18 protein-coding genes are annotated in these 16,887 nt (G+C 50.1%); 11 read left to right on the top strand and 7 right to left on the bottom strand.

Annotation, left to right across the window (positions count from 1 at the left end):
* Positions 1–45 precede the first annotated feature (45 nt).
* The 4 genes from FAY32_RS12605 to dnaB all read left to right on the top strand — a co-directional run bounded on the left by FAY32_RS12605 (position 46) and on the right by dnaB (position 5,098).
* On the top strand, positions 46–2,061 hold the full coding sequence (locus tag FAY32_RS12605) for a DHH family phosphoesterase (RefSeq protein WP_143463779.1): 2,016 nt from the start codon (positions 46–48) through the stop codon (positions 2,059–2,061).
* Positions 2,062–2,200: 139 nt separating this feature from the next.
* Entirely contained in the window at positions 2,201–2,659 is a 459-nt protein-coding gene (gene rplI / locus FAY32_RS12600) for a 50S ribosomal protein L9 (RefSeq protein ID WP_143463778.1), read from the top strand.
* Positions 2,660–2,793: 134 nt separating this feature from the next.
* A complete protein-coding gene (locus FAY32_RS12595) occupies positions 2,794–3,552 on the top strand; it encodes a Fic family protein (RefSeq protein ID WP_143463777.1) in 759 nt (252 codons plus the stop codon).
* A gap of 148 nt (positions 3,553–3,700) precedes the next feature.
* Positions 3,701–5,098, top strand: a complete 1,398-nt coding sequence (gene dnaB, locus FAY32_RS12590) for a replicative DNA helicase (RefSeq protein WP_143463776.1) — start codon at positions 3,701–3,703, stop codon at positions 5,096–5,098.
* A gap of 459 nt (positions 5,099–5,557) precedes the next feature.
* Here dnaB and FAY32_RS12585 read toward each other — a convergent pair whose 3' ends face one another.
* On the bottom strand, positions 5,558–5,821 hold the full coding sequence (locus FAY32_RS12585; RefSeq protein ID WP_143463775.1) for a Txe/YoeB family addiction module toxin: 264 nt from the start codon (positions 5,819–5,821) through the stop codon (positions 5,558–5,560).
* Complete coding sequence (locus FAY32_RS12580) at positions 5,821–6,081, bottom strand: type II toxin-antitoxin system Phd/YefM family antitoxin (protein ID WP_143463774.1); 261 nt, start codon at positions 6,079–6,081, stop codon at positions 5,821–5,823. Before FAY32_RS12580 ends, FAY32_RS12585 begins: the two co-directional genes overlap by 1 nt.
* Before the next feature lie 273 nt (positions 6,082–6,354).
* On the opposite strand from FAY32_RS12580, the gene FAY32_RS12575 reads away from it, so the two are divergent.
* Positions 6,355–7,944, top strand: a complete 1,590-nt coding sequence (locus FAY32_RS12575) for an ATP-binding cassette domain-containing protein (protein ID WP_143463773.1) — start codon at positions 6,355–6,357, stop codon at positions 7,942–7,944.
* An 82-nt stretch (positions 7,945–8,026) separates the two neighbouring features.
* Here the strand turns inward: FAY32_RS12575 and FAY32_RS12570 are convergent, their stop codons facing one another.
* Positions 8,027–8,557 carry a flavodoxin family protein gene (locus tag FAY32_RS12570; protein WP_143463772.1) on the bottom strand — a complete coding sequence of 177 codons (531 nt, stop codon included), beginning with the start codon at positions 8,555–8,557 and terminating at the stop codon, positions 8,027–8,029.
* 147 nt (positions 8,558–8,704) lie between these two features.
* Here FAY32_RS12570 and FAY32_RS12565 point away from each other — a divergent pair, with 147 nt between their 5' ends.
* On the top strand, positions 8,705–9,457 hold the full coding sequence (locus FAY32_RS12565; RefSeq protein ID WP_143463771.1) for an SDR family NAD(P)-dependent oxidoreductase: 753 nt from the start codon (positions 8,705–8,707) through the stop codon (positions 9,455–9,457).
* Positions 9,458–9,538: 81 nt separating this feature from the next.
* Complete coding sequence (locus FAY32_RS14695) at positions 9,539–9,712, top strand: hypothetical protein (protein WP_158727597.1); 174 nt, start codon at positions 9,539–9,541, stop codon at positions 9,710–9,712.
* A 36-nt stretch (positions 9,713–9,748) separates the two neighbouring features.
* Here FAY32_RS14695 and FAY32_RS12560 read toward each other — a convergent pair whose 3' ends face one another.
* Positions 9,749–10,459, bottom strand: a complete 711-nt coding sequence (locus tag FAY32_RS12560) for an IclR family transcriptional regulator (RefSeq protein ID WP_143463770.1) — start codon at positions 10,457–10,459, stop codon at positions 9,749–9,751.
* 179 nt (positions 10,460–10,638) lie between these two features.
* Here FAY32_RS12560 and FAY32_RS12555 point away from each other — a divergent pair, with 179 nt between their 5' ends.
* The 4 genes from FAY32_RS12555 to FAY32_RS12540 all read left to right on the top strand — a co-directional run bounded on the left by FAY32_RS12555 (position 10,639) and on the right by FAY32_RS12540 (position 14,967).
* Positions 10,639–11,814 carry an MDR family MFS transporter gene (locus FAY32_RS12555; RefSeq protein ID WP_143463769.1) on the top strand — a complete coding sequence of 392 codons (1,176 nt, stop codon included), beginning with the start codon at positions 10,639–10,641 and terminating at the stop codon, positions 11,812–11,814.
* A gap of 72 nt (positions 11,815–11,886) precedes the next feature.
* Positions 11,887–12,162 (top strand): hypothetical protein, encoded by a 276-nt coding sequence (locus FAY32_RS12550; RefSeq protein ID WP_143463768.1) that lies wholly within the window; start codon positions 11,887–11,889, stop codon positions 12,160–12,162.
* Between the two features lie 458 nt (positions 12,163–12,620).
* Complete coding sequence (locus FAY32_RS12545) at positions 12,621–14,231, top strand: peptide ABC transporter substrate-binding protein (RefSeq protein WP_143463767.1); 1,611 nt, start codon at positions 12,621–12,623, stop codon at positions 14,229–14,231.
* A 499-nt stretch (positions 14,232–14,730) separates the two neighbouring features.
* Positions 14,731–14,967, top strand: coding sequence for a hypothetical protein (locus FAY32_RS12540; protein WP_143463766.1), 237 nt, complete (start codon positions 14,731–14,733; stop codon positions 14,965–14,967).
* 208 nt (positions 14,968–15,175) lie between these two features.
* Here the strand turns inward: FAY32_RS12540 and FAY32_RS12535 are convergent, their stop codons facing one another.
* The 3 genes from FAY32_RS12535 to FAY32_RS12525 all read right to left on the bottom strand — a co-directional run bounded on the left by FAY32_RS12535 (position 15,176) and on the right by FAY32_RS12525 (position 16,604).
* Complete coding sequence (locus FAY32_RS12535) at positions 15,176–15,424, bottom strand: P-loop NTPase family protein (RefSeq protein ID WP_143463765.1); 249 nt, start codon at positions 15,422–15,424, stop codon at positions 15,176–15,178.
* Positions 15,425–15,497: 73 nt separating this feature from the next.
* Positions 15,498–15,875, bottom strand: a complete 378-nt coding sequence (locus FAY32_RS12530; RefSeq protein WP_143463764.1) for an ATP-binding protein — start codon at positions 15,873–15,875, stop codon at positions 15,498–15,500.
* Positions 15,876–15,878: 3 nt separating this feature from the next.
* Complete coding sequence (locus FAY32_RS12525) at positions 15,879–16,604, bottom strand: hypothetical protein (protein WP_158727596.1); 726 nt, start codon at positions 16,602–16,604, stop codon at positions 15,879–15,881.
* Positions 16,605–16,887: the final 283 nt, after the last annotated feature.

The raw sequence follows: 16,887 nt of genomic DNA, 5'->3' as shown, positions 1-16,887 counted from the left end.
TTCCGGGACGCACAAATTTTCCAGACGAATCAGATGAGGAGAAAAATGAATAAATTATTTTCGCGAGCTAACGTGCCTGAATTCTTACAGAACCGGCGCTTGCGGGGCATTGCTGCGATGACGGCATTACTGGCCATCCTGGGAATCGTCCTGTCATTTTTGCTCAATTGGATCTTCGGCATCGTGATTTTAATCCTAGTGGGGATTTCAACGCTAGTGACGTTTAATACCATGGCCGAAATTGGGGCCGACACGACGCAGTACATTTCCGACCTGTCGTTTCGGATTCAGCAGGGTGAGCAAGAGGCGCTGCTTCGCATGCCACCTGGTGTGATGATTCTGGGAGACAACAACCAGATTGAGTGGGTCAATCCTTATCTCCAGAAATATTTTGGGGATCAGGATGTCTTGAACCGGACCATTGCGACGGTCGATCCGGACTTGGCGAAGTTGATCGATGACGCCGAGCCCAAGACCATGACGACGGTGCGTTGGCAAGATTACCGCTTCACGCTGTACGTCCAACCAGACTTTCACGCCATTTACCTCTATGACATCACGCACTACGAGTTGATTCAAGAACAGTATGACGACGAAAAAATTGCGATTGGTCAAGTCTTCTTGGATAACTACGATGAAATTACGCAGTCGATGACCGATCAGGACATTTCGAACCTGCGAAATTATGTCACCAACGAGTTATCCGCTTGGGTGCAGCAGTTTGATATGTACTTAAAACAGTTGGACGACGACCACTACTTTATTCTGGCCTACGCCAAGTCGTTGGCCGCGATTGAAGCCGATAAATTTAAGATTCTGGATACCATTCGGGAGAGTACGTCGAAGCAAAACTTCCCGTTGACCCTGAGTATTGGGATTGCTTACGGGGACCCGAATTTGAACAAGTTGGCCGACCAAGCCCAGAGCAACCTGGATCTCGCCCTAGGACGGGGTGGGGACCAAGTTGTCGTGAAGGCCGCCGACCAAGAAGCCCGCTATTACGGCGGGAAGACCAACCCGATGGAAAAACGGACGCGGGTGCGGGCCCGGATGATTTCACAGGCCCTGCAAGAGCTGATGAACGAATCCGACCAAATCTTCGTTCAGGGGCATTCACAACCCGACATGGATTCACTGGGCGCGTGCCTGGGGATTCGCCGGATTGCGCAGATGAACCAGAAGACCTGTTGGATCGTCTTGGACAAGGAAACGGTTCACTCGGATGTGCAACGGCTGCTGGATAACTTAAAGGCATATCCGGAAATCGATGCCGCCATCATTTCACCGGAAGAGGCGCTGGAAAAGGCCACCGACCAGAGTATGCTGCTGATGGTCGACCATTCTAAGCCATCGATCTCCATTTCCGCTGAGCTTTACCACCGCATGGAAAACCGTGTGATGATCATTGACCATCACCGGCGGGGCGAAGAGTTCCCTGAAAATCCACTGTTGGTCTACATTGAACCTTACGCCAGCTCAACGTGTGAGTTGATCACCGAAATGTTTGAGTACCAGTCACAGGAGAGTGAACCCATCAACAAGCTGGAAGCTACGGCCATGCTGACCGGGATCTTCGTTGACACCAAGCACTTCTCGCTGCGGACGGGGACCCGGACGTTTGACGCCGCCAGTTATCTGCGGTCTGCCGGTGCTGACGCCGTCAAGATGCAGCAGTACATGAAGGAAAATGTCGACAGTTACCTGCAACGGAATCATTTGATTGAGATGGTCGAGTTCGTCAATGAGGACATGGCCATCGTTGCTGGTGAAGAGGACCAGACGTATGATCCCGTCACCGCTGCTCAAGCGGCCGATGACTTACTCAACATGTCGGGCGTTGACGCCTCGTTCGTCATCACGCGCAGAGCGGATGGCCGCGTGGGGATTTCCGCCCGCTCGTTGGGGGAGATCAACGTGCAGCTGACCATGGAGGACATGGGTGGTGGCGGTCATTTGTCCAACGCCGCGACCCAGATCGCCGACAAGACGGTGACCGAGGTCAAGCAGCAGTTGCTCGACATTTTGAACAAGTCGGACGACCCAGAACCGGTGACGACTTAGGGCTTAATCGGCGCGCATGACCCATGACCGTCCGGTAAAGCGAAATGAGGACATCTATTTGGCCCCACAACGATTAATTGCTTCTTACCAAGAGGTAGCGTAGGATTAATTTAGAAATGAAATTAGAGGAGTGACCGCCATGAAAGTCATTTTTATCAAAGATGTTCGCGGAAAAGGGAAGCGCGGGGAAATCAAAAATGTTCCCGATGGCTATGCCCAAAACTTTCTGATCAAGCGGGGATTGGCTAAGGAAGCTAACCAATCCGCCATGAGTCAGTTGTCCGCAGAACGCAAAGCTGAACAACGGCGTGAAGCCGAAGATCTGGCCGAAGCACAAGAATTGCAAAAGCGCTTGGAAGACAAGAAAACGGTTGTTGAAATCGTGGCTAAAGCTGGGGAAGACGATCGGTTATTCGGGTCCATCCCAAGCAAGCAAATCGTTCAGGCCTTGGACAAGCAATTCGATTTAAAGATCGACAAGCGCAAGGTCGACCTCCCAGAACCTATTCGGACGTTAGGTTTCACCAACGTGCCGGTTAAGTTACACAGCGATGTGATCGCTAAGATTCGGGTTCACGTGGTCGCTAAGCAAAAATAGAGTTTAGATGAAAGTCGTCCAGTTGGGGCGGCTTTTTTTCGTCCGTGCAGGGGTGTGAGTCGAATGATTTCCTAGGGCCAGAAAGTAGTGTATGATTCACTGTAATAGCGATATCTGGATGAGGAGGTGTGACCATGACAAAGCACGACAATACGGCATTGGCACGATTTATAACGTCGCTAGGCAGTCTAAACGATTATGGGAGTACCGTTGCGCAGACGAAACAGGCACTGGACTTAAACTCGTCGCAACCGTTAGCGCAAAATGGGGCAGACGTTGCCATTTTTCAGGACACATTGCGGGGAATCGCGGCGGTGAAACAAGTGGGATTTTCGGTGGCCGGCATCATTGCCATCAATCAGGCGTTCACCACGCCATCCGTTGAACAGCCGACACTGCCAGGGCATTTGCGAAATGGGCGTTACAATGAAGACGACCGCATTGCCATTACCATTGACTCACGAGCGCGGCTGAGCTACTATCCCCCGGAAGTGGTCACACGAGCGGATCTCCAAGCGATTGTGACCGCATTTCAGGAGTCCGATCGGGATGAAATGGCGGCTTGGCACATCTTCGCTGACTTGGCAAAATTGCAACCCTTTCAAGACGGCAATAAACGGACCGCGCTGATTGCGGCCAATGCGGCGGCCAATACCTGGGCGCGCGAAAACTATTTGGTGCTGCCATTTAATGACTTGGACCGGGTCGATTTTACGACGGCCTTGATGCGCTATTATTTGGCAACGGATGAGGATGCGTCCCAACAGGCCTTTGCACGGATGATGGCGGTCTTACCGTCGCATCGTGAACAGCAACTCCACCGGCCAATTTCACCCACAGAAGACGCCCGCCCACAGCAAGTTCGCGTGAAACCGATGCTGCGCAAGGGGTAGAGATTGTCATTTCCCTACGATGAAGTTACATGGTAAAATGTAGCTCTGGATGGATAATCTGAAATCAGAGTTTACTGTTGTCAGCGAGTAGTTGGCGGCAATTTCGTTGCAGTCAGCAAGTAACAAGTTAAGAGGTAATCGGTTAAGCATGGATAATAATGTACTGACAGACCACACACCACCACAGAACCTCGATGCCGAAAAGGCCGTCCTCGGGGCGATCTTTTTGAGTACCGATGCCTTGGTGGATGCGCTGGAATATCTGGAACCGGAGGACTTTTACCGGCGGGAACACCAGATTATCTTCCAAGCGATGATTGATTTGAACGACCGCGATGAGGCCATTGATGTGGTCACGATTACGGACCGGTTGACGGCGAAAAACGAGTTGGAAGACGTGGGCGGCATTACCTACATCGCTGACCTGGCTGGTGCCGTGCCGACCGCGGCCAATGCGACTTACTACGCGAAAATCGTGCAGGAAAAGGCTATTTTACGGCGGCTGATTCAAACGGCCACGAACATTGTCACGCAAGGCTATCAACAGGACGAAGACGTTTCCGACCTGCTCGACAACGCCGAACGCGACATTATGGGTGTTGCGGAAACGCGGAACCAATCCGGGTTTAAGCCAATTCGGGATGTATTGAATTCGTCCTTTGAAGAGATCAACAAGCTGTCCGAACAGGGTGACGTCATCACTGGGCTGTCGACGGGCTACGCCGAGTTGGATAAAATGACGACCGGTCTGCATGACGACGAATTGATGATTCTCGCCGCCCGACCAGCCGTCGGGAAGACCGCGTTTGCGCTGAATATTGCCCAAAACGTGGGGACGAAGACGGACAAGACCGTCGCAATCTTTAGTTTGGAAATGAGTGCCGAATCGTTGGTCAACCGGATGTTGTGTGCGGAAGGCTCGATCGACGCCAATCACTTGCGGACGGGGCAACTGTCCGAAGAGGAGTGGCAGAACCTGATCGTTGCGATGGGCAGTCTGGCAAAGGCTAGCATTTACATCGACGACACCGCTGGGAACAAGATTACTGAAATTCGGGCAAAATGTCGGCGACTCGCCAAGGAAAAAGGGAACCTGGGCTTGATTGTGATCGATTACCTGCAACTGATCGAAGGGACCAATCACGAAAGTCGGCAACAAGAAGTTTCCGATATTTCGCGGCAGTTGAAGAAGCTCGCTAAGGAACTTCACGTGCCCGTTATCGCGCTGTCACAGCTTTCGCGGGGGGTTGAACAGCGGCAAGATAAGCGGCCAGTGTTGTCCGATATTCGTGAATCTGGGTCGATCGAACAAGATGCCGATATCGTCTCCTTCCTGTATCGGGACGATTACTATGAGCGTGAAGGCGATGAAGACGGCGGCAGTGACAACAATAGTGACCCCCGTGATGAGGGCGACCAGGACGTCGGTGAAGTCGAAGTCATTATTGAAAAAAACCGGTCGGGTCCACGGGGCACGGTCAAGTTGCTCTTTGTAAAATCATTCAATAAATTCTCATCCGTCGCGTATACGCCGGATCAAAATTAGACGTTATTGCAGCAGAGGTGGATTAAACACGAGTTCTTTCTGAAAAATGACTAGAAATTTATCCGGATTAATTTGATATGAATCAAGTTACGGGGCATTATGATTGGAATAGCCGTTATAATAAGAGGATAAATAGTGTTTATGTGTAAAATTCATAGGAGTGTGCCAGAAAGTTCACACTTTCATCATATTTTCCGATTAGTATATGAAATATAGAAGTTGACCAATCGGTTGCTTCTACCAAAGATTAACAATCTTTTTTCATGTACTCCTCCTCCCCTGGAATAATGAAAAAATAGTTAACGTCATTCTTATATAATGACGTTACCCCTACTCCGATGACCATCGCTTTCCCCGAGCGGTGGTTTTTTTGCGTCTAGAAAATGTAAATAGCTCCGGCAAATCACCAGATTTTGGTGGGTTGCCGGGGCTATTTGTGGATACTTTTAGAAAATTGGTTTATTCATAATGAGACCAAGCAGACCAAATGAGAACCAGTGCCCGTTCATTATCAATACTATAGACGACACGATGTTGCATATTCAGTCGGCGGGAGTATTTGCCAGCACCTGGTGGCCGTAATTTTTTAAACCCCTGATTTGGCTTGTAGGGATCTCGTTTTAGTTGGGTGACGATTTCCGCAAAATTATCTTGAAGATGGGAGGCCCTTAATTTTTTTAAGTCAGCTTTAGCCGAATTTTTAATTTTAATTTTAAAAGTCATTAAAGGTTGTCCCAATCAATATCATCGATATCAGTCCAACCAGAATCGTCGGCCTCACGCTTCTGCACTTCAGCTAAGGTGCCAGTAGTTGCCAGATAGAGCGTTTCTTGAATGGCATCCCAGTCACGCTTATTAATGATAACTGCATCTAAATTCTCATCTTGGTGTTGGATCGTAATGGGTTTGTGTTCAGTAGAAACTTCCCGCAGAATACCATAAAAATTTTTTCGAGCGTTGGTCGGTGTGAAATTTTCCTGCATGTTGAACGCCTCCGTTTAGTTTCATTGATTATAACGTACGTTAATAACGTACGCAAGATAAGTGACTTATTGGTTAAATGCACCAAATCAAAGTTTATCAGTTGGGCCGGGTTTGTGAAGAGAACGCCTGTTTAGTCAATTCTTCAGTTAAGATACCGTCTAATCTAGGTACTTGGTGAGTAACCAGCTAGCTAGTTGGACGGAAAAGAACTGTATGATGGCTTGAAAGCGACTGGATGGTCTTGCGGAACAGTCCGCTAAGGGGGAGTCACAATGACTGTAATTGGTTTTATTCGCACGAATCGGCGGCGGTTTAGCCTAATTGTCGGTCTCTTCATTTTGTCAGCGATTGGGGTAACACTGGGGAGTTATGTCGTGACATATGCGATTGATACTTTAAAAGCCGGAAACATCGCGATGTTCGCATGGAATATGGTGATTATGACTAGTAGTCTGCTGGTGGGATATGGCAGTGACACGTTGGGAAGTTACCTGTTTAGTTGTCAGACACAACAATATCTACATGGTATTCGAGAAAAAATGGTTTACGGATTCCTGGAGACGGGGAATCAATCAACCGCTAAGATGCAGAATACGCTAACAAATGACTTGAAAATTTTAACGACGGATCGCGCACAGAGTTGGTTAACGCTGTTTACGCAATCCCTAGGTTTTGTATTTTACAGTGCGGCATTACTTACTTTCCATTGGTCGCTGTTCGTGCTGGTTTTAGGACTAACGGGAATCATGTTATGGGCGCCAAGGTTTTTAACAGCGCGTTTGCAAGCAGCAACTAATCGCGTTTCAACGAGTAACAATACTTATTTGGAAGCAATTAGTCAGTGGCTAGGGGGCTTGGCAGAGATTAAACGGTATTCGGCGCAATCTCAGCTTTTCAAGGTGCTCAAGGACACTGGCCGCGGTCTGGAAGATAGCACCGTTCACCGGACAGCGACGCTTTCACAATTGAACATCGTCAACGTAACATTCAATATTCTTTCACAGGTGGTCATCTTATCGTTCGTCGGTTTTTTGATTACACGGAAGATGGTGATGTTCGGGGTCATTGTGAGTGCGGGCAACTTTTCGAGCTTGATTTTTGGTAGTGTCGTGCAGATTTCTAATGCGTTGGGGACGGCTAAATCAACCCAGCTATTGAGCCATCGTATTCAGGAACAATTAACGACCGTGCCCGAGGTTAAGGAGACGTTAAATCCAAATGGCTTACCAGTAATTCAAAGTGTCGTGGGACAAGGATTAAAGTTGAAGTATGCGGCGGATACAGTGATTGCGTACCCGGATTTTGTGATTCACCGGGGTGAGAAGATCCTGCTCACAGGCGACAGCGGCAGTGGAAAAACGACGCTCTTTAAGATGATTTTGGGTGAGTTACAGCCAACGGCGGGGAGTATTCAATTTTTAGATGACCAGGGCCAGTCAATCGAGATGACGCCTGAGCTAATTGGTTATGTGCCGCAAGAATCGGTCTTATTTCCCGTGACGATTGGGCAGAATATCATGATGTTTGAGCCCAAGCTGGCTGGTCAACTCCCTAAGGTCGTCAGTGACGTGGCCCTAGACGGGGATCTGGCGAAAATGGAAGCGGGCATCGACACCGTGGTGGACCTGAATAACCTCAATATCTCTGGCGGGCAGATGCAACGGATCGTCCTAGCTCGCGCCCAGATTCATGCGTGCCAACTCCTATTGATCGATGAAGGAACTTCTGCAATTGACCGGGCGAATACAATGCGGGCGCTACATAGTCTGTTGCGTAAAGACAATACGGTTATTTTTATCGCCCATCATTTTGATCAAAGCTTGGTCGACTTATTTGACCGAACGATTCAGTTAACGAAATAGCAGTGAAAACCCGCGGCCAGCATGACGTAAATTGCTAGTCGCGGGTTATTTAGGTTAATTCAGATGTTTCACATGAAACATTCTAAACTATTTTCTCCAAATTCAAACGTAACGCCACAAAACTAGCCGGTAACGTGGTCATTGCGGCCACATCGTTGGGACCGTCTGCCGTGACCGCTGCCACGCCGCGGAAATTCATTTGCAACCACTCGCAGGAATAGCGAACCGCGTTAGTGATACCAGTCGCCTTGACTTCGGGTTGGTCGGCGCCCACGACTAACAAGTAGACGCGCTTGCCTTGGAAGGGAAAGTCGTTGGTGTAGCTGTCGAACCAGCGGTCCATGAACACCTTTAGTGGGGCGGCCATGTCATACCAGTAGACGGGGGTCGCCAGGACGATATCGTCAGCGGATCTCATCTGGGCCATCAGTGCGGCGTAGTCATCGGTCGTATCTGCCTGTGGGCGCTCGGTGTCGCGGTTGTCTTGAACAAAATTCAACTGGTGGTCCATTAAGTGAATCGTGGTGTGGGGAATGCCACGCAGCAGGCGTTCCCCCAGCGTTGCGGTATTACCATGTTTGCGGGCACTAGCATTGTATAGTAAGACAGTCATCAGCAGGTCTCCTCCTTAGCGTTAGTTTAGGGAAGGACCGCGGAAAATGCAATTGACAACCCTCGGTTAGCGTCGTATAGTATGCGGGGTCGTGGCCAAGCACGTTCGACATGGCCGAACCCCCGACTTAAACGGGAGGTATTTCAGATGAAAACAGTTGTTATTACTGGCGCAACGTCCGGTATGGGCCTCAGTGCCGTCAAACTTTTTAGTCATCGGGGTTGGCAGGTCGTTTTAGCCGATCTGAACGCCGAAAAGGGAACGCAAACGGTCAAAGATCTCACGCAGGCCGGCTACCAGCGGCTCTTCTTTCACGCGACCGATGTCAGCCAAGCGGCTTCGGTCCAAGCACTAGCCACCGCGATCAGTGACCATGGTTGGACCGTTGACAGCGTCATCAACAACGCCGGTATCTTTGTGCCCGGCGAGCTCCACACCGTCGAAGAAAGTGCCTGGGACCGCATCATGGCCGTCGACGTGAAGGCCATTTACCTGACCAGTCGCGCTTTCGTTCCCGGGATGATTGCGCAGGGGCACGGGACCATCGTCAACACGGGGTCCATTTCTGGTCTACGCGGTGACTACGACATGGCGGCGTACAACGCGGCGAAAGGGGCCGTGGTCAACCTGGTACGGGCGATGGCGCTGGACTATGGCAAATACAATATTCGCGTGAATAACGTTGATCCGAGTGCGACCAAGACGCCGATGTTCATGGCAAATCCGGCCGAAGTCGTTGCTCAATTCGAGCAGGCGAATCCGCTCAAACGCATTGCCAAGCCAGAGGACATTGCCCGGGCCATGTACTTCTTGGCGAGCGATGAGTCGGATCCCATCAATGGAGAGAACTTACCAGTCTCGGGTGGGCTGGAACAGCACTCCGGCCAACCGGTCCAATAAACCCAACGGCGGGCGAATCGTTGTTCTCCTGACACGTTAAGGCTATAATTTAGATAGTGTCAGGAGGGAGCGGACGGACCCGTGAACCATAAAATTAATTATCTATTTTTCGTGTGGGGGCTCTGTGCCTTCGCTGCGCTACGATTTTTGAGCAATTTTCCCAATGGGAGTCTGCTAAAAATCGGGGTGTGGGCGGTTCTGATTCTCTTCGCCGTGATTCTGGCTGTAATCGATATTAAATCTAAACATAAGTAGCGAGGGTCTGAGATAAAAGTCGCAGCCCCTTTTTAATTACAACCGATCCCGCAACCGGTCGACCAAGGCCAGTAACGCCGCTCCCCCGTTCGCTAAGGTTACCGCCTCCCCCGGTGCCACGACACTCAAACTTGCTAACAGGTCACCGCGGCGGTCGCGTAACCCCACGGCGACACAGTTAATGTCGTCGGCCTGCTCGCCATGATCATAGGCCACGTTGTGGGTCAAAATCGCTGGCAATTCGGTTTGAAAACGGTGTGCGGCACTCGTGGCGACCGTGGTCAAATAGGTGCACCGAAAGTTCGCTGGGGCGGCACTCAGCAGGAGCTTACCGGCAGCTGTCGTGGCGAGGGGATCATCCGCCCCCGGTGCTGCCGAGACGTGTTGGGGATGGGGCGCCTCAATTTTAGCCAGGTAGTGGGCGACCGTGCCGCGGCGAACGGCGACGTGGACCGCGAGATTTAAATCAGTCGCGAGGTGGGTCAATTCGGGGCGTAATAAGTCCAGGAGGTGGTCTGCCGGTAGCGGATCGGCTAACCTCAGCGCGGCACGGCCCAAGGAATAGGCCGTCGTCTGGGGATTCTTGTAGAGAATTTCGTCGTTAGTCAGCGTTGCCAGGATTCCGAATAAAGTCGTTTTGGGTAATTGAAAAATTGTCTGTAGCGTTTTGAGTGACGTCTCGGGGTGACCGGCGATATACTGACAGATGGCGGTGGCCCGTTGGATGGATTGAATCAGTTTGGTCATAATTTTCTCCTAAGTGGGGCTAGTGTTCCCGGAAGTCCCGTGCTAGAATTGATAAAGTCTAATTAAATTTTAATCTTAGATGATTCAGGGGGGATTGCCCACGAACACTCGGTTACCGGGGAGTCCTGATGCGGCAAAGTCCCCCATTACTTACATAATTATTGAGGAGGCGAGTCGGGTTGCAAGAGATCCGTTTACGCTGGTTACTGCTGGGCGCCCTGTTCAGCAGTATCGGGATGAGTTTTATTTGGCCGCTAACAACGATTTACCTCCACAATCGGTTGGGGGCGTCGCTAACGCTAGTCGGGGTGATTCTACTCCTGTATTCCCTAGCAAATGTGGTGGGGAGTGTTCTAGGTGGTCGGCTATTCGACCGGTTGAATCCCTATTATCTGACGATTGGTGGAGTGAGTGTGTCGCTGGTGACCTTGGCGGCGTTGATGGTCAATCACGGTTGGCCGGCGTTTCCCATTGCGTTAGTGTTCCTGGGGTTCGCCTCAGGGTGGACGCTGACGATGGTCAATTCGCTCGGGACCACGATTCACAGTCGCGATGGGCGTTACATCTTCAACATGCTCTATTTCGCGCAAAACCTGGGTGTCGTCTTAGGGACCGCCCTGGTCGGCTTCGTGTACGCAACGAGTGTGACGCTACTCTTTGGCATCGCGTTTAGCCTGTTCCTGTTCTTCTTCATCGTGGTCATCGTCTGTTACAAGGCGCCGGCCGTGATGAACCGTCAAGCTAGCATTCAGGAGAAGACGGCCGTACACATCGCTCTGCCGAATCGGCGGATTATGGGGACCTTCTTCATTTCACTGGTCGTCATCTGGATCATGTACGAGCAGTGGGTCTCCAACCTCTCCGTCTACATGACAGGGATGGGCATTCCGATGAAGGAATACAGCCTGCTGTGGACGCTAAATGCGGGCCTGATCGTGGTGTTCCAGGCGGGGTTAAATTGGCTGGGCAACTACTTCAGCAACCTGTACCTGCAAGTGTATGCCGGTATTTTCTTTGTGGCGCTCTCGTTTGTCACGTTGATTTTCGCCAAGGACTACCTACATTTCGTCATTGCCATGATTATTCTAACGATGGGGGAGGCCACGGCCTTTCCCGCGATACCCGCGATTGTTAACAGTTTAACGCCCAGCGTGGTCAAAGGGAAGTACCAGGGGATGGCTAACGCGTGGGCATCCATGGGGCGTGCGTTTGGCCCGCTCTTTGGTGGTATCGTCATTGATCATTCATCTTACACGTTGCTGTTCATCATTGCGGCGATCGCGAACCTGCTGATTTTGGGGCTCAACGGACTGGTCATCACCACGAACCGGCGGCACGTCGAAATTTTCAAATAGCTTCGTTGGCGTTTGGGTGTATAATTGGTTTAGAGGAACAACTAAGATTTTAGGGAAATCGGGGAGAAGCACATGAAAAAGAGGACACGGGGAATCAGTGGTCTGCTGATTGGCCTGGTCGCTGGGGGACTCTTGTTCGCTCAAACACCGCACAATCAGTCGACCGTGACAGATTCCGTCGTTCAACCAACTTCTGGTCAAACGATGGTGAAGCTGTCGAATCAGACGGGGAAGGGTCACGTTCAGATCAAGACGCAAAAAACAACGAGTCAAGCGGGCAAGACGGTTAGTCGCCAGACCACGACGACGGCAGCTACCCAGCAACAACAGCGTTGCGTGAATAAATAAAAAAGTTTTAGCTGATTTTTGAACGTTTAAACAGTGCATATACAGTTGAGCTAACCTACGGCGACGCGGGTTAGCTCTTTTTTTGTCATTTTTTAACTAAAATATACATAAAAATGAATGTTTATAAAACCATTGACATTAAAAATGAATGATGATAAATTAAATATCAATCAAACAGACGTTATCAAGAAGAGTAACTTGACCACGACACCCCAGCGAGTTCGGGACGATGGAAGCCGAACGTGGACGGAAAAGTGAAGCGCATCTTGTAGTCGTGCCGGTGAATGCAGTAGCCGCCACTGGGTCGTGCCCATTACCGCACGGTGAGTTGGTCAACGCCAACTCCACGAGAGATAAAACAAGGTGGTACCGCGAGCGAGTCGCCCTTGTTGACCTGAGGGGGTCAACGAGGATGGCGCGCTTTTTTTAGTCAGACAAACGAATGAGGGGTAATTAAAATGAAAAAATTATTGGGATTAGGTTTTGGGTTGTTGGCAGTTACGGCCCTCGCTGGTTGTGGGAGCACGGAAGCCCACAGTAGCGAGGATAAGGCGCTGAACGTCACGATGATCGGGAATCCCGCCACGGCTAATCCCGCGATCTCTGGTGACAGTAACAGTTCCAGCATGATCGGTCAGACGGAAGAGGGCCTCTACACGTTGGATGAGAGTGGCAAGGTCGTTGCGGGTGTGGCCGAAAAGGTGGTCAAGCCAACGCAGAATGGCACCGTGTATACCTTTAAGATCAAAGCCAACGCAAAATGGCAAAATGGTGACCCCGTGACGGCACAAGACTTCGTGACCAGCATGGACTGGCAGGTCAACCCGCAATCCAAGTCACAGGTGGCAAACAAGTTACAGTACGTGAAGAATTACGCCGCCGTGCAGTCTGGTAAGCTGGCCCCGTCGGCACTGGGCGTCAAGGCGCTGAACAAGAGCACCTTGCAGATGACGCTGTCGAAGCCCCAACCCTGGTTGCCTGACATTTTAGCGACCGCCATTTACCCCATGAAGACGGACCTCTTTAAGCAGTACGGTAGCAAGTACGGGACGTCCTCCGAGAAGACTATGTCCGAAGGGGCCTACAAGTTGGTTAACTGGCAGGGGTCTAATGACAGCTGGTCCTACGTGAAGAACGACCATTACTGGAACGCGAAGAACGTCAAGATCAAGAAGGTTAACGTGCAGGTCGTCAAGGATCCGGGAACGTCAGCCAACCTCTTTAAGTCCGGTAAGGTTCAAGAAACGACGTTGTCCGGGCAGTACATCAAACAAAATGCCAACAACCCTGAGCTGATGACCACGCTGAACAGTTCGATGCGGTTCTTGGAATTTAACGACAAGCGGACCGTGACGCACAACACCAAGGTACGGCAAGCCTTCTCTTACGTGGTCGATAGAAATGCGCTGACCAAGAACGTTTTGCAGGACGGGTCTGCGGCCGCTAAGAGTCTGATTCCTTCCGGTGACGGCGATAACCCTAAGACCGGTGAAGACTTTGCTAAGGAAGTGGGGAACCTGGTCAGTTACGATCCAAGTAAGGCCACGACACTGTGGAATGAAGCTAAGAAGGAACTGGGCATCAAGAAGGCCAATCTGGAACTCCTGACGGCCGACACCGACGAACAGAAGCACACGGCCCAATACCTCCAGCAACAAGCGCAGAAGTACATGCCAGGCCTGACGCTGACCATCAAGTCGATGCCATTGGCCCAACAGATTGCCAAGGGCGCGGCCGAAAACTTTGACATTGATTTGGATGGCTGGACGACCGACTTCCGGGACCCAGCAGACTTCTTACAGATGGCAGACGGGACCAGCTCGGTGAACTTCACCAAGTGGAACAACGCCCACTTCACGGATCTGATGAACCAAGTCAGCGATACCGCGAGCCACACCACGGCCCAGCGGTGGGACCTGATGAAGGAAGCTGACACCTACGTGACGAAGCAAGCCGGCTTAGTGCCGCTGTATCAACAGGCTAAGGCGCACTTGGTATCGAAATCCGTTGGCGGCGTCAAGTACACGATGATGAGCGATGCCCAATATAAGTATGCTTATTGGAAATAACGGTCAATTACCGATGCCGAGCGTAACGATCGAAGCTAGTTGCAACAGCATCCACTTCGAGTAAACCGAGACTAGCTTAAGCAAGTACCTGATATAGATTAGCTGGTCAGCCTAGTTATCGGACACCCATAGGCCTAGGCCAAAGACACCACCCCTCTTTTTCACAATCTTATCCGTCCCAGTGAGCGCCTGCCCCGAGAGACACCACTCACCGTAACAATTGAAACTAACCCCTCTAGAAAAAGTCGTCACGACAACCAGGTCGTCACGGCTTTTTTGCTAGGTTAACGGTCGAGTCAGTTGCGAGCTTGAACCAACTGGTGACCGGAAAATTCTTTTAGAAAGATGGTCCATAATCATGGTAATGAAGGGTAAAGTTATGTTACCCTAAAACATAGGAGGTTGGGGAACCCCCTGAACTGTTGCTGATCACGGGGAAAGCTGACCAGTAACGGCTAGCATCAGAACACATGGTGAGACTATCGAGGAGGATGGTGTCATGCATTTACATGAAGTGTTTTTGGAGAAGGTTCATCAGACAGTTGACCTCTTAGAAGTCTTTATCTGTTTGCTGATACCGGTATTCTTGATCAAGGCAGTCGTGGACTATTTTGCCCTGGGACAGTTGCTTTGGCGGGATTATGCGGTGCTATTTGTGCAATCAGTGGGCGGTTTTATCGTGGCGTTCTTGCTGATTGATTTGGTAGAAGTGATTCATGATTTTCGGTCACGGTAATGTACATAAGCGACGGTGGATGACAGGCCCATGATGGGTGCACCGCTAGCAATTAAAAAACGCACGGGAGAAACCATCGGAGGTTCTCCTGGGCGTTTTTTGTTGGCGCTAAAGATTGGCAGAAATCACAGCAGTTGGGGCCTGTCGCCTGCTCGTTTGGCTAGTTTGTCTCACGCGTGGCGATATAGATTGCTAGCACGTGATTAACCTAATACTGGGCAAAATCATAAATAAAGGGAAGCTCTTGAGTGAATTCACGATCAATGAAGTCTTGTCCGCGCAGTTCCGCAGCAATTTTACCTTGATTTAAGACCGTGACGAATGCATTGGGAACTAGGCGAATGTCACGAACGTCGTGGGTGACAATCAAAAAGGTTTGTTGTTGTAGCTTTTCTTCGATTAAAGTGAATACCTGTTTCACATGTTGGCGGTCAATATAAGCAGAGGGTTCGTCCAAAACCACGACCCCCTTTTTCGATTGTAGGAAGAGATATAACTGTAATAGTTTTTGTTCGCCACCAGATAGATCGTTATACTTTTTGTGCCAGACGGCTTTGAGAAAGGTGTACACATTTCTCAAAGCAACCTGCTAGGTGGTCGAGCGCAATGTGGGACGTCAAAAAAATATTTCCCAAGATGAACTTGGCAATCTCGGAACAGCGAACAGCTCCGAGCATCGGTAACATTTGGGTCACGTACAGGTAGTCGTCGTGATCGGGGCCAATGACCTGACCCGATATCTGACCGAACCGCGTGTTCAACGTGAGGGCATCGATCAACGTGCTCTTACCGGAACCATTTGGTCCAATCACAAAGTTGACGGCATGGGGATGAACTTGGTAGTTAAGTTGATTGAGGGCGGCTGACGTTTCATGTTGGTAGGTGTATGAGTAATTTTTTAATTCCATGACTTAGCTTCTTTCCACTGGCGCGGTGTTGACGATTCTCAAAATGAGACGACTGATAATAAAGCTGAGTCCAAGTGCGGCCAAGTAACCCAACGCGGGGAGGAGATGTGGCGCAACGATGAGCCGGTAACAGAAGGTGAAAAAGTTGATGGGATTTGACCACAGGGGCAAGTGAAGAAACTGAGAAGCGCTGAACGCGAGAAAAAAGGCAACGGCAAAACAAATATAGTTGACGACGGACAGGACTTTGAGGTTGATTGGGAGCAGGATCAGAAACTGAAAAATGTTAGCCAGAACCAAGTAGGACATGACGCTGGCGACTAGCAGGGTGCTGAAAATAAAGAGGAGGTTCAAGTGGTAGAGGACGGCACAGACGACTGAAATGAGCAGGAGTTCAGCAATCTGCATGGTGAACCAAACAAGTTGCTTGCTGACGGTGAAAACGGACAACGAGGTCACCAGTGTCTTGTATTGTTTTAAGTAGCCCTGTTCGCGCAGTGCAATCACATCTGAACTTGCTGAAATGGCATTGCTGAAGGTCAAGAAACCGATCCACGGGAGGATTATCGTTAGCATTTGCGTTAAGCTGGCATGTGCCGTCGTTGAAAGGTTCGGGATGATCATGAACAAGGGCAGTAAGATGCTATAGATTAGGAAAATCCACTGTGTTGTTTGGACTTTCAAAAAATAACGAAACATAATGATGAGTTCATTTGTAAAAACCTTCATTGCGTTCACCTCGTCACGCGAATTATGAATCTGCCGACCACTTCGCCGGCGGATTGGTTAGCCTGAGGTTAGTTGGTTGGCTAATCATGCTGAGCAATCTAGAACCTGCTAATTGGTGTATTCACTTTAAGGCTTTAGGAAGACGAGGTAGGTTTAAGATACTCGAATAAGTTGGACGGCTAACTAACGGTCGGCTTTAACGTTGGTTTAGGAGGAACCTAGCATTTTCGTTCAATTGATAACGACCATTACAGTTGTCTTCAGTGTCGTCTAAGCGTACTGT

Source organism: Levilactobacillus enshiensis (assembly GCF_007115095.1).
Lineage (GTDB): Bacteria > Bacillota > Bacilli > Lactobacillales > Lactobacillaceae > Levilactobacillus > Levilactobacillus enshiensis.
Note: the sequence above shows the minus strand (reverse complement) of the source record. Positions and strands in the feature narration are given on the sequence as shown.